This is a genomic window from Parageobacillus toebii NBRC 107807, assembly GCF_003688615.2.
In the GTDB taxonomy this organism is placed as follows: Bacteria; Bacillota; Bacilli; order Bacillales; family Anoxybacillaceae; genus Parageobacillus_B; species Parageobacillus_B toebii.
This window is the reverse complement of sequence record NZ_CP049703.1, coordinates 3,174,018-3,187,026: the sequence shown is the minus strand read 5'-3', so window position 1 is coordinate 3,187,026 and position 13,009 is coordinate 3,174,018. Positions and strand designations below refer to the sequence as shown.

The 13,009-nt window shown below is 43.7% G+C and carries 12 protein-coding genes; 10 read left to right on the top strand and 2 right to left on the bottom strand.

The window, feature by feature from the left end; genetic code table 11:
• The first annotated feature begins 19 nt into the window (after positions 1-19).
• The 4 genes from ahrC to spo0A all read left to right on the top strand — a co-directional run bounded on the left by ahrC (position 20) and on the right by spo0A (position 4,721).
• Positions 20-469 carry a transcriptional regulator AhrC/ArgR gene (ahrC, locus tag DER53_RS16385; RefSeq protein ID WP_015864438.1) on the top strand — a complete coding sequence of 150 codons (450 nt, stop codon included), beginning with the start codon at positions 20-22 and terminating at the stop codon, positions 467-469.
• 19 nt (positions 470-488) lie between these two features.
• A complete protein-coding gene (recN, locus tag DER53_RS16380; protein WP_062752869.1) occupies positions 489-2,210 on the top strand; it encodes a DNA repair protein RecN in 1,722 nt (573 codons plus the stop codon).
• A 125-nt stretch (positions 2,211-2,335) separates the two neighbouring features.
• Positions 2,336-3,628, top strand: coding sequence for a SpoIVB peptidase (spoIVB, locus tag DER53_RS16375; RefSeq protein WP_015864436.1), 1,293 nt, complete (start codon positions 2,336-2,338; stop codon positions 3,626-3,628).
• A gap of 313 nt (positions 3,629-3,941) precedes the next feature.
• Positions 3,942-4,721 (top strand): sporulation transcription factor Spo0A, encoded by a 780-nt coding sequence (gene spo0A / locus DER53_RS16370; RefSeq protein ID WP_062752865.1) that lies wholly within the window; start codon positions 3,942-3,944, stop codon positions 4,719-4,721.
• Between the two features lie 51 nt (positions 4,722-4,772).
• Here the strand turns inward: spo0A and DER53_RS16365 are convergent, their stop codons facing one another.
• Positions 4,773-4,919, bottom strand: coding sequence for a YycC family protein (locus DER53_RS16365; RefSeq protein ID WP_015864434.1), 147 nt, complete (start codon positions 4,917-4,919; stop codon positions 4,773-4,775).
• Between the two features lie 109 nt (positions 4,920-5,028).
• Here DER53_RS16365 and DER53_RS16360 point away from each other — a divergent pair, with 109 nt between their 5' ends.
• A complete protein-coding gene (locus tag DER53_RS16360) occupies positions 5,029-5,763 on the top strand; it encodes a glycerophosphodiester phosphodiesterase (RefSeq protein WP_062678703.1) in 735 nt (244 codons plus the stop codon).
• 13 nt (positions 5,764-5,776) lie between these two features.
• Here DER53_RS16360 and DER53_RS16355 read toward each other — a convergent pair whose 3' ends face one another.
• On the bottom strand, positions 5,777-6,025 hold the full coding sequence (locus tag DER53_RS16355) for a DUF2627 domain-containing protein (protein WP_015864432.1): 249 nt from the start codon (positions 6,023-6,025) through the stop codon (positions 5,777-5,779).
• Positions 6,026-6,166: 141 nt separating this feature from the next.
• Here DER53_RS16355 and DER53_RS16350 point away from each other — a divergent pair, with 141 nt between their 5' ends.
• From DER53_RS16350 to lpdA, 5 genes are all read left to right on the top strand, one after another.
• Positions 6,167-8,233: a sigma-54 interaction domain-containing protein gene (locus DER53_RS16350; RefSeq protein WP_062752863.1), complete on the top strand. Its 2,067-nt coding sequence runs from the start codon at positions 6,167-6,169 to the stop codon at positions 8,231-8,233.
• A gap of 132 nt (positions 8,234-8,365) precedes the next feature.
• Positions 8,366-9,265 (top strand): phosphate butyryltransferase, encoded by a 900-nt coding sequence (yqiS, locus tag DER53_RS16345; protein WP_062752861.1) that lies wholly within the window; start codon positions 8,366-8,368, stop codon positions 9,263-9,265.
• A gap of 21 nt (positions 9,266-9,286) precedes the next feature.
• The gene (locus DER53_RS16340) at positions 9,287-10,390 is read left to right on the top strand and encodes a leucine dehydrogenase (protein WP_062752860.1); all 1,104 of its coding nucleotides are present in this window, start codon (positions 9,287-9,289) and stop codon (positions 10,388-10,390) included.
• 64 nt (positions 10,391-10,454) lie between these two features.
• On the top strand, positions 10,455-11,567 hold the full coding sequence (gene buk, locus DER53_RS16335; RefSeq protein WP_015864428.1) for a butyrate kinase: 1,113 nt from the start codon (positions 10,455-10,457) through the stop codon (positions 11,565-11,567).
• A gap of 15 nt (positions 11,568-11,582) precedes the next feature.
• The gene (gene lpdA, locus DER53_RS16330) at positions 11,583-13,004 is read left to right on the top strand and encodes a dihydrolipoyl dehydrogenase (protein ID WP_062752859.1); all 1,422 of its coding nucleotides are present in this window, start codon (positions 11,583-11,585) and stop codon (positions 13,002-13,004) included.
• Positions 13,005-13,009 lie beyond the last annotated feature (5 nt).

Sequence of the window (13,009 nt, the reverse complement as noted above, 5' to 3'; positions counted from 1 at the left end):
CTTGTGAGAGGTGTCGAATTTGAATAAAGGACAAAGGCATATTAAAATTCGCGAAATTATTATGAGCCACGACATAGAAACACAAGATGAGCTCGTTGATATGCTTAAGAAAGCAGGGTTTAATGTCACGCAGGCGACGGTGTCAAGAGACATTAAAGAAATGCAGCTTGTCAAGGTGCCGATGGCAAATGGCCGTTATAAATATAGCCTTCCTTCCGATCAGCGTTTTAATCCTGTTCAAAAATTAAAACGCGCTTTAATGGATGTGTTTATCAAGCTTGATGGTGCTGGCAATTTGCTCGTTTTAAAAACATTGCCAGGCAATGCGCATGCCATTGGTGTTTTGCTTGATAATTTAGACTGGAACGAAATCGTTGGAACGATTTGTGGAGATGACACTTGTCTTATTATTTGTCGAACAGCGGAAGATGCCGAGAAGGTTTCCAAACAATTATTAGAAATGCTTTAAATGAAGGTGGTGATTCCACTTGCTAGCGGAATTATCCATAAAAAATTTTGCGATTATTGAATCATTGTCCATTTCGTTTGAAAAAGGACTGACGGTGTTAACTGGGGAAACGGGAGCGGGAAAGTCGATTATTATTGATGCGATCCATCTGCTGATCGGAGGACGGGGTTCGGCAGAATTTGTCCGCTACGGAGAAGACAAGGCGGAAATAGAAGGACTTTTTTTACTAGATAATGAAAACCATCCATGTTATGACAAATGTGCCGAAGTCGGCATTGACATTAGCGAAGGCATGGTTGTTTTGCGCCGTGAAATTTTCGCAACTGGAAAAAGCGTATGCCGCGTAAACGGAAAATTAGTGACGACGGCTATATTGCGCGATATCGGTTCTACGCTTGTCGATATTCATGGGCAACATGAACATCAAGAATTAATGAATCCATCTCGGCATCTTCCGCTACTTGATGAATACGGCGGGGCGGAAATTGCGGAGGCTCTTGAGGAATATCGCGCCGTTTATGAGAAGTATGAACAATTGCGGAAGAAACTAAAAAAGCTAAATGAAAATGAGCAGCAAATGGCGCATCGCCTTGATTTATTAACATTTCAGCTAGATGAAATTCAAAAAGCGAATTTACAGCCAAACGAAGATGAACAGTTGATGGAAGAAAAAGTAAAAATTATGAACTTCCAAAAGATTTACGAAGCGCTTAAACATAGTTATGAGGCATTATCCGGCGAGCAGCGCGGTCTTGACTGGATTGGTTTGGCAATGAGCCATTTAGATGATGTCGCTTCTATTGACCCGGCATTAAAAGAAGCGTATGAAACGATTGCGAATAGTTATTATTTATTGGAGGATATTACGTATAAATTACGCGATGAACTCGAACAATTGGAATATGATCCAGCCCGCCTTGATTTTATTGAAAGCCGCCTTAGTGAAATCAATCAATTAAAACGAAAATACGGATCGACCATCGAAGATATTTTGCAATATGCAGAAAAAATTACAGAAGAAATCGATACGATTCAACATCGCGAAACCCATATTCACGAACTGCAAAAAGAATTGAAATCGGTGACGGAAGATTTATTAATCGAAGCGAAAAATGTGACGAATGTTCGCAAAAAGTACGCGAAAACATTAATTAACCATATTCATCAAGAATTAAAAGAGCTGTATATGGAAAAAACACAATTTGATATCGTATTTACGAAACGAGAAGGATCGCTTGATGCACCGCTGCTTGATGGTGTACCAGTGAAATTTCATGAAGATGGTGTCGATGATGTGGAATTTTATATTTCCACAAACGTTGGCGAACCGTTAAAACCGTTAGCGAAAATTGCCTCTGGCGGGGAATTGTCGCGCATCATGCTTGCATTAAAAAGCATATTTTCCAAACATCAAGGAGTTACATCGATTATTTTTGATGAAGTCGATACGGGGGTTAGCGGCCGGGTTGCACAGGCGATTGCCGAAAAAATTTACCGCATCTCCATCGATTCGCAAGTGCTTTGCATTTCCCACCTGCCGCAAGTAGCGGCGATGGCTGATACGCATTTGTTTATTGCGAAAGAAACAGATGGAAGCCGCACAAGAACGTCAGTCAAAGAATTATCGGACGAAGAAAAAGTAAAGGAAATCGGCCGGATGATTTCTGGTGTAGAAATTACAGAACTGACGAAAAAACATGCAAAAGAGTTGCTTGAGCTAGCAACAAAAATCAAAGGATGAAACGCTATCCATTATGGGTAGCTTTTTTTATGGGGAAAACGATTATATTTCCACTGTTTAAGGCAAAATTAAAACTGTAGCCGCTTTTTGGAGGGTGTAGGTGGGAGCGAGGAGAGTGACAAAGATTGAATACAGAGGCAATCCGAAAAATAATGGGGGTTTTTCTCCTTGTTTCGTTCATCATGATCGGTATGTCGAAACCGGTTAAAGAATATTTTCAAATTCCAAAACAAATCGTGATGTTTGAAGGTGAAGCGATGCGATTTTCTACTGCAGCGCTTCCAGTCCAAGCAACGGTGAAAGACGCTCCCAAATCGATAGAAGTTCACAAACATGCTGATTCGTTTTCCGTAAAAGCAAAACAAAGTGGAGAAAAGAAAATGGTATTAGAAGTTGCCGGAATGCCGGTAAAACAGGTAGATGTAAACGTTTTGCCGACTTTGAAAGTCATCCCTGGAGGGCAATCCATTGGTGTTAAGTTAAATACAGTAGGAGTTCTTGTGGTTGGCTACCATCTCGTCGAAACAGAAAAAGGAAAAAAATCACCAGGCGAAATTGCTGGGATTAAAGTAGGAGATATTATTACAAGGATTAATGGCAAAAAAATTGAAAAGATGAGTGACCTTTCTCCTTTTATTGAGGAAGCAGGAAAAACAGGAAAACCGCTACATCTTCAAGTTCTTCGCGACAAACACTCTTTTACGACGAAATTAGTTCCGTTAAAGGATAAACATGATCATGCTTACCGCGTTGGATTATACATTCGGGATTCTGCCGCTGGTATCGGGACGATGACGTTTTATGACCCTGTTTCCAAAAAATATGGAGCACTAGGTCATGTCATTTCCGATATGGATACGAAAAAACCGATTGTTGTTCAAAATGGCCAAATTATGAGATCAACTGTGACATCAATTGAAAAAGGAAGCAGCGGCAGTCCTGGCGAAAAATTAGCACGGTTTTCCGATGAGGAAGAAGTGATTGGGAATATTACGAATAACAGCCCGTTTGGCATTTTCGGAAAGTTGACGGAACCGGTAGACAATGGAATTATGAATAAACCAATTCCAATTGCGTTATCGAACCAAGTAAAAGAAGGCCCAGCAAAAATGTTAACCGTTGTGGAAAACGATAAAGTCGAGCAATTTGATATTGAAATTGTAAGCACTATCCCGCAAAAATTCCCAGCAACAAAGGGACTGGTCATTCGTGTTACGGACCCGCGCTTATTAAAAAAGACGGGTGGCATCGTTCAAGGAATGAGCGGAAGTCCAATTATTCAAGATGGGAAATTAGTTGGCGCAGTTACTCACGTATTTGTCAATGATCCGACATCTGGCTATGGCGTCCATATCGAATGGATGTTAAATGAAGCAGGAATTGATGTATATGGAAAATCAAATAAAAAGGCGAGCTGACATGTAGCTCGCCTTTTTCAATTTTTTATGTAAAAAATTTCGTGAAAAACGTCAATAAATTCAGCGTTTTTGCATAGATATTTGGTGAAACATCATATAAAATGAATGTGTAAAGATTTTTCGACAAAAATGTGGCAATATTTATATTAAAATTGTCCAATCAACTCAATTTCTGTTATAATTTCATGAATTATTTGTTTTTTTAGCATTTTTGAAAAAAGTAAAAGGATTTTTCATCATATTGTCGAATTGTCTTAATGGAATTTTCTACATAGTGAAAATAAATAATTAGGAAGTAAGGAGGAAGATTTTCTTGAAAATTAAAGTATGTATCGCAGATGATAATCGTGAATTAGTGAGCTTGCTGGAAGAATATATTTCCAGCCAAAACGATATGGAAGTGATCGGGACTGCCTATAATGGGCAAGATTGCTTATATATGCTTGAGGAAAAACAGCCGGACATTTTGCTGCTAGACATTATTATGCCGCATTTAGATGGGTTGGCTGTATTGGAAAAAATCCGCACAAAGCTGGAAAAACAACCAAGCGTGATTATGTTAACGGCATTTGGCCAAGAAGACGTGACGAAGAAAGCGGTTGAACTTGGCGCCTCCTACTTTATTTTAAAACCGTTTGACATGGAAAATTTAGTACATCATATCCGTCAAGTGTATGGAAAAACAACACCAATGGTGAAAAAAGCATCGTCTTCCTACCAAGCACGGGATAACAAGCCGAAAAACTTGGATGCAAGCATTACGAGCATTATTCATGAAATTGGCGTTCCGGCGCATATTAAAGGATATTTATATTTACGTGAAGCAATCGCGATGGTATATAACGATATCGAATTGCTCGGTTCCATTACGAAAGTGCTTTATCCAGACATTGCGAAAAAATACAACACAACCGCCAGCCGTGTAGAGCGGGCGATCCGCCATGCGATTGAAGTTGCTTGGAGCCGCGGCAACATTGAATCGATTTCTTCCTTGTTCGGCTACACGGTCAGTATGTCCAAAGCCAAACCGACAAACAGCGAATTCATCGCGATGGTGGCGGATAAGTTAAGATTGGAACATAAAGCTTCTTAATAAAAAAAGGTAGTCTTGCGATGACTACCTTTTTTTCTGGAAATTTTGTTCTTATTGTTGTTCACTTTGCTTTTTTTCTAATTCGAGCAACTTTTGGATTAAAATATGTTGAGGCATATGCATAATCTGCTCGATGGGCATTCCTAACGCTTTCGCTAATTTTTGCGCTGTTTCCAAGGAAATTTGCAGCGGTCTCATCTTATCACCTCACTTGCTTATCAAACAGTATAGCAAACTTTTTTGTTTTCTCGCATATATTTTGATGATCGCTTTTGCATGGGTTCGACAGAAAGGGGTAAACAAACGTATGACAAAAATTTTCGCGCACCGCGGTTCCGCCGGCACACATCCGGAAAATACGATGATCGCTTTTTATGAAGCAGAACGAGTCGGAGCAGATGGAATTGAATTGGATGTACAACTGACCAAAGATGGGCAAATTGTTGTCATTCATGATGAAACGATCGACCGAACGACAGATGGAACTGGCTGGGTAAAAGATTTTACGTATCGGGAATTGCAGCAATTTAACGCTGTATATAAATTTGCCGATCAATATGATGTTTGTCGCATCCCTCTATTAGAGGAAGTGCTGGCATGGATTTGCTCGACGACACTATTGTTGAATATTGAGTTAAAAAACAGTTTGATTGCGTATGAAACATTAGAGCAAAAAGTCATCGATATGATCCGGCATTATGGCCTGGAAGATCGCATTATTTTATCGTCTTTTAATCATAATAGTATGGCGCTTTGTCGCAGTCTTGCGCCAAATATAGAAACGGCTTTATTATATATGGAGTCTTTATACGATCCGTGGAAATATGTTCGAGTGATGAGAGCGGATGGATTGCACCCTTATCATCGAACGGTGACGGAGCCGTTTGTTCGCCAAGCTCGTCATTATCAAATTGCCATCCGTCCATTTACGATTAATCAAGAGCCACTAATGGAAAAAATGTTCCAATACGGAGTGGATGCCATTTTTACTGATTATCCGCGCAATGCGAAGAATATTCGGGAAAATAAAAAAACGCCCTAAGCGCGAGAACCGTTTAAGGCGTTTTTTTCTTTTTTTGAAATCGTGGTTGGACTTTATTTCGTTTTCGGTCACGATGTAAAATAAACCCCCCGATAAAAGACAAGCCAGCTGCAAACAAAAGAAAGCCGCCCAAAAATTGCAGTGAAAGGGACGGAAATGGAGAATGCAAAATACCAAATAGTGTATCACGCATCCATTTAATGCCTAGTGCGGCTAACAAACCAGGAATGACTAAAATGAGCAGAGCGATGATCCGTACCATTATGATCATGATCCTTTCACAGAGAAAAAGTTGTTTCATCCCTCATCATAACGGTTCCATTTTATTTGTCAAGCAAAGAAAAAATAATTATGATAAAAATACCTGCAAAAACTTGCACATTGAAAAGAGCGGTGAATAAAAATGAAAAAGGTATTGATTATTGGAGCTGGAAATGGAGGCACAGCACTATTAAAGCTGCTGGAAAAAACAACAATGTTTCAAATTGTCGCAGTAGTTGATATCAATGAGAAAGCTTGCGGTATAAAACTTGCGAAAGAAATGAATATTGCTACTGGAACCGACTGGCGTGCTTTTACGAGTGAAGAAATTGACCTTATTATTGAAGCGACAGGAAAACAGGAAGTGTTGGATGAGATCCGCAAACATTGTTCGCCGAATACGATTGTCGTGCCAGGGACAGTTGCTCATATAATGGCCGAACTTGTCGAAGAAAAAGAAATGTTGATTGCGAAACTGAAAAGCGAAACAACAAGGCGCGGTTTGATTTTTAATTCTGCGCATGACGGAATGATTGTCGTTGACGAGTTTGCTTATATTACGGATATCAATAACAGCGCCGCGGAAATGATTGAAGTGGATAAAGAGGAAGTCATCGGAAAACACATTTTAGAAGTCATTCCAACGAGCGGCCTGCCGCGAGTGTTAAAAACAAAACAAACAGAATTTCATCAAGAATTAAAATTAGAAAATGGCAAAAAAATCATTACAACGAGAATTCCAATGATTGATGAAACGGGTAAACTGTTCGGTGCATTAGCTGTTTTTAAAGATATTACGGAATTAGTAAAGCTAGCAGAGGAAATTACCGACTTGAAAGAAATGCGCATGATGTTGGAGGCGATTATTCATTCTTCAGAGGAAGCTATTTCCGTTGTTGATGAGCATGGAAACGGCATTTTAATTAATCCCGCTTATACGCGCATTACCGGCCTGACGGAAGAAGAAGTAATCGGCAAGCCGGCGACCGCCGATATCGCCGAAGGGGAAAGCATGCATATGCAAGTGCTCAAAACGCGACGGCCCGTCCGCGGGGTGCGCATGAAAGTCGGGCCGAAAAACCGCGACGTGGTCGTGAATGTAGCGCCGATTATTGTCGATGGAGTGCTGAAAGGCAGCGTCGGGGTGATTCATGACGTATCCGAGATCCAGCGGCTGACAGCGGAGCTTAATCGGGCAAGGCAAATTATCCGTACCCTCGAAGCGAAATATTCGTTTGCCGATATTATCGGTACGTCAGAGGGAATAAAGGTAGCAATTGAACAAGCGAAAGTAGCCGCAAAAACGCCGGTGACGATATTGCTGCGTGGCGAATCCGGCACAGGAAAGGAATTATTTGCTCACGCGATTCATAATGCAAGTGATAGAAAATATAACAAATTTATCCGTGTCAATTGTGCGGCCATTCCTGAAACACTATTAGAGAGCGAGCTGTTTGGTTATGAAGAAGGGGCATTTTCCGGGGCAAAGCGCGGCGGCAAACGCGGCTTGTTTGAAGAAGCGAACAACGGCAGCATTTTTCTGGACGAAATCGGTGAGCTTTCTGCGAATACGCAGGCGAAACTGCTTCGCGTTTTGCAAGAAGGGGAAATCGTCCGCGTTGGAGGCACGAAGCCAATCCCGATTAACGTCCGTGTCATTGCCGCCACGAATGTCAACTTGGAAAAAGCAATCGCAGAAGGAACGTTTCGTGAAGACTTATACTACCGGTTAAATCGCATGCCAATTTATATTCCTCCATTGCGGGCGAGAAAAGAAGATATACCCGCACTATGCCAGCATTTAATTCAAAAACTTAATCAAGACTACGGACGCAATGTCGAAGGAGTCACTTCGGCCGCGCTTGACCTCCTGCTTGCTTACGATTGGCCGGGAAATGTTCGCGAATTGGAAAATGTATTAGGCCGGGCGATGATTTTTATGAAGTTTAATGAAGTGATGATCGATGTTCATCATATTCCGCCCCTTGATATTTCGCGAGCCGATTCTTCTCCCCATAAAAATGAGAAGGAGACGGAAATCCGTCCGCTTGAGGAGATGGTGGAGCAATATGAAGCAAGCATCATCAAGCAGGCGCTGCGAAAATACAACAACAATAAAACGGCGACAGCGCGGGCGCTGGGCATTTCGATTCGCAATTTATATTACAAGTTGGAGAAATATAATATTGACAAAAATAGCATGCAATAATTTGCACACCATGCAAATTATTGCTTATAATCAACGAAAAAATAAAGCGCTTTCAAGTTTTTGGGGTTGGCACGTTTTTTGCATACTAATAAAGGTGCCTCCACAAATTTCATAAAGAGGTTGGTGCATAAGATGAAGCTGCAATCGTTGATCGATCATGCAACCAAATATACCGATATGACGGTAGCCGTCGCGGCAGCGGAAGATGAAGAAGTAATTGATGCCGTAACGATGGCGATCGATCGCCATTTCGGAAAGTTTGTGTTGTATGGAGACCGTGAACAAATTGTGCAACTGTTGAGGCGAAAAGGCTATGAGAATTCCAGACATATTGAAATCGTCCATGCCAATTCCACTGTGCAAGCCGCTGAGCTGGCGGTAAAAGCCGTTCACTTCAATGAGGCAAATGTCTTGATGAAAGGGAACATCCCGACCGCTACGCTTTTAAAAGCGGTGTTAAACAAAGAGTATGGTTTGCGCACGGGAAAGGTGCTTTCCCATGTCGCGGTATTTGAAGTTGCCGGCTATGACCGTTTCATTATTGTGACGGATGCCGCGATGAATATTTCACCTGATTTAGAACAAAAAGCGCAGATTGTGGCGAATGCCGTTGCCGTAGCCCGGTCAATTGGCATTGACGTGCCGAAAGTGGCGCCGCTTGCGGCGGTGGAAGTAGTCAACCCAGCGATGCCGGCTACCGTTGATGCGGCAGCGCTGACCACGATGCAAAAACGCGGACAAATAAAAGATTGCATCATTGATGGACCGCTTGCCCTCGACAATGCTGTTTCGGCTATAGCGGCGGAGCATAAGCGCATTGACAGCGAAGTGGCGGGAAGGGCAGATATTTTGCTTGTTCCTGACATTGAAGCGGGAAACATGCTATATAAGTCACTTGTTTATTTTGCCAATGCCAAAGTCGGGGCCGTCATCGCTGGGGCGAAGGCACCGATTGTCCTTACATCACGCGCCGATTCGGCGGAAAGCAAATTATATTCGTTAGCGCTCGCGGTTTGTTCCGCGTCCAAATAAACCATTAGGGAGGAAGTTATCATGGAACTGTTTAAATACATGGAAAAATACGATTATGAACAATTGCTGTTTTGCCAAGATAAAGAATCGGGATTGAAAGCGATCATCGCTATTCACGATACAACGCTCGGACCGGCGCTAGGCGGTACGCGCATGTGGATGTATAACTCGGAAGAAGAAGCGATTGAAGATGCGCTCCGCTTAGCCCGCGGCATGACGTATAAAAACGCTGCGGCAGGGCTCAACCTTGGCGGCGGAAAAACGGTCATTATCGGTGACCCGCGCAAAGATAAAAATGAAGCGATGTTCCGCGCGTTCGGCCGCTTTATTCAAGGATTAAACGGCCGCTATATTACAGCGGAAGATGTTGGTACAACGGTGGAAGACATGGATATTATTTATCAAGAAACAGATTATGTCACAGGAATTTCCCCTGAATTTGGTTCTTCCGGAAATCCATCTCCCGCAACCGCCTATGGTGTTTATCGCGGTATGAAAGCGGCGGCAAAAGAAGCATTTGGCAGCGATTCATTAGAGGGAAAAGTCGTTGCTGTGCAAGGGGTCGGCAATGTCGCCTATCATTTATGCCGTCATCTTCATGAAGAAGGGGCGCAACTTATTGTTACTGACATTAACAAAGAAGCGGTGCAGCGCGCCGTTGAAGAATTTGGCGCCAAAGCGGTAGATCCGAACGATATTTACGGCGTCGATTGCGACATTTTTGCTCCATGTGCGCTTGGCGGGATTATTAACGACCAAACGATTCCGCAATTAAAAGCGAAAGTCATTGCCGGTTCGGCGAACAACCAGCTAAAAGAGGCAAGACATGGCGATATCATTCATGAAATGGGCATCGTGTACGCGCCGGATTATGTCATCAATGCCGGCGGCGTCATTAACGTTGCCGATGAGTTGTACGGCTACAATCGCGAGCGTGCAATGAAAAAAATCGAACAAATTTACGACAATATCGAAAAAGTATTTGCGATTGCCAAACGTGATGGTATTCCAACATATAAAGCGGCAGACCGCCTTGCGGAGGAACGGATTGAAACGATGCGCAAGTCCCGCAGCCAATTTTTACAAAACGGCCATCACATTTTAAGTCGACGTCGCGGTCGTTAATTACAACACATGGAGGCGGGAGAATGATTCCCGCTTCCATGGTCAGAAATGGAGGTTACAAACGTTGCAAGAGCAGAAGTTTCGCATTTTAACCATTAATCCTGGATCGACCTCGACAAAAATTGGTGTGTTTGAAGATGAACGCTCCATTTTTGAAAAAACGATTCGCCATGACGCGGAAACGCTGCAGCGCTATCCATCGATTATTGATCAATATGAGTTTCGTAAACAAACGATTTTAGACGCGCTTGATGAAGAAGGCATCAATCTTTCCAAATTAAGCGCTGTTTGCGGCCGCGGCGGACTTTTGCGCCCGATTGAAGGCGGAACGTACCGCGTCAATGAGCAAATGCTGGAAGATTTGAAAAAAGGCTATTCTGGGCAGCACGCTTCCAATCTTGGCGGCATTTTGGCGCATGAAATTGCTTCGGCGCTAAATATCCCCGCGTTTATTGTTGACCCTGTTGTTGTCGATGAACTGGAACCAATTGCCCGCATTTCGGGATTTGCGCTGATTGAACGAAGAAGCATTTTTCATGCGCTAAACCAAAAGGCGGTAGCACGCCGTGTCGCCAAGCAGCTTGGCAAACCATATGAAGAACTGAACCTGATTGTCGCTCATATGGGCGGCGGGATTACCGTCGGCGCTCATAAAAAAGGTCGAGTGGTGGATGTGAATAACGGTTTGGACGGGGAAGGACCGTTCAGCCCAGAGCGAGCCGGTACGGTGCCTGCGGGAGATCTCGTTTCGCTATGTTTCTCGGGAGAGTATTATCGTGATGAGGTAATGAGCATGCTCGTTGGAAAAGGCGGGTTAGTCGGTTACCTTGGCACGAATGATGCCGTGAAAGTCGAAAAAATGATCGAAGCGGGAGATGAAAAAGCAAAGCTTATCTATAGCGCAATGGCCTATCAAGTGGCGAAAGAAATTGGTGCAGCAAGCGCCGTATTGGCGGGAAAAGTCGACGCGATTATTTTAACAGGAGGACTTGCATACGGAAAACAATTTGTGAAAGAAATTATTGATCGTGTGAACTGGATTGCCGATGTGTTTGTCCACCCGGGTGAAAACGAGTTGCAAGCGCTTGCGGAAGGGGCGTTGCGCGTGTTGCGCGGCGAAGAAAAAGACAAAGTATATCCGAGCGGGAATGTGGCACACACAACCGTTTTGCGATAGAAAGGAGAAAACGATATGGCAAAAGAATATGATCTTGTCATCCTTGGCGGCGGCACCGGAGGATATGTGGCAGCGATTCGCGCTTCCCAGCTAGGGCTAAAAACAGCCGTTGTCGAAAAAGGCAAGCTGGGCGGAACGTGTCTGCATGCCGGCTGCATTCCAAGCAAGGCGCTGCTGCGAAGCGCGGAAGTATACGCACAAACGAAAAACAGCGAAACGTTCGGAGTCATGGCAAGCGATGTACGCCTTGACTTCGCCAAAGTGCAGGCGCGCAAAGCAGCCATTATCGAACAGCTCCATAAAGGCGTTCAACACTTAATGAAAAAAGGAAAAATTGACGTTTATGCCGGAACTGGGCGCATTTTAGGCCCATCCATTTTCTCGCCGATGCCGGGGACGATTTCCGTGGAAATGAATGACGGTTCGGAAAACGAGATGCTCGTGCCGAAAAATGTTATCATCGCCACAGGTTCGCGTCCGCGGACGCTGCCAGGCCTTGACATTGACGGCAAATTGGTCATGACATCCGATGAAGCGCTGCAAATGGAAACACTTCCTTCTTCCATTATTATCGTCGGCGGCGGTGTCATTGGCATTGAATGGGCATCGATGCTGAATGATTTTGGGGTCGACGTGACGGTATTGGAATACGCGGAGCGAATTTTGCCAACCGAAGACCGCGATGTATCCAAGGAAGTAGAAAAGCTTCTTAAGCGCCGCGGCATTACGATTGTCGCAGGGGCAAAAGTCTTGCCGGAAACGTTGGAAAAAGGAAATGGTGTGACGATTAAAGCGGAATATAACGGCGAGCAAAAAACGTTTACCGCCGAAAAAATGCTCGTTTCCGTCGGCCGCCAGGCAAACATTGAAGGAATCGGCTTAGAAAATACCGATATTGTCGTCGAAAAGGGATTTATTCAAACGAACGAGTTTTACCAAACGAAAGAATCGCATATTTATGCGATTGGCGATGTCATCGGCGGCTTGCAGCTAGCACATGTAGCATCCCATGAAGGCATCGTTGCTGTCGAGCATATTGCCGGCCAAAATCCATCGCCGATCGACTATACCATGATTTCGAAATGCGTCTACAGCCGTCCGGAAGTCGCAAGCGTCGGCTTAACGGAAGAAGAAGCGAAAGCAAAAGGATATGATGTCAAAGTCGGCAAATTCCCGTTTAAAGCGATCGGCAAAGCGCTCGTGTTTGGCGAAGCGGAAGGATTTGTGAAAATCGTGGCCGATCAAAAAACGAACGACTTGCTTGGCGTTCATATGGTAGGACCTCACGTTACCGATATGATTTCCGAAGCGGGACTCGCTCGCGTGCTGGATGCGACGCCGTGGGAAGTCGCGCATACGATTCATCCGCATCCAACGTTATCAGAAGCGATGGCAGAAGCGGCGCTTGCCGTGGATGGAAAAGCGATTCATTTTTAAGCGAA

Excerpts from the sequence above, each read along its gene's own strand:
- DER53_RS16365 (WP_015864434.1), bottom strand. The coding sequence starts at position 4,919 with ATGAGACCGCTGCAAATTTCCTTGGAAACAGCGCAAAAATTAGCGAAA.
- DER53_RS16360 (WP_062678703.1), top strand. The coding sequence starts at position 5,029 with ATGACAAAAATTTTCGCGCACCGCGGTTCCGCCGGCACACATCCGGAA.
- DER53_RS16355 (WP_015864432.1), bottom strand. The coding sequence starts at position 6,025 with ATGGTACGGATCATCGCTCTGCTCATTTTAGTCATTCCTGGTTTGTTA.
- DER53_RS16350 (WP_062752863.1), top strand. The coding sequence starts at position 6,167 with ATGAAAAAGGTATTGATTATTGGAGCTGGAAATGGAGGCACAGCACTA.
- yqiS (WP_062752861.1), top strand. The coding sequence starts at position 8,366 with ATGAAGCTGCAATCGTTGATCGATCATGCAACCAAATATACCGATATG.
- DER53_RS16340 (WP_062752860.1), top strand. The coding sequence starts at position 9,287 with ATGGAACTGTTTAAATACATGGAAAAATACGATTATGAACAATTGCTG.
- lpdA (WP_062752859.1), top strand. The coding sequence starts at position 11,583 with ATGGCAAAAGAATATGATCTTGTCATCCTTGGCGGCGGCACCGGAGGA.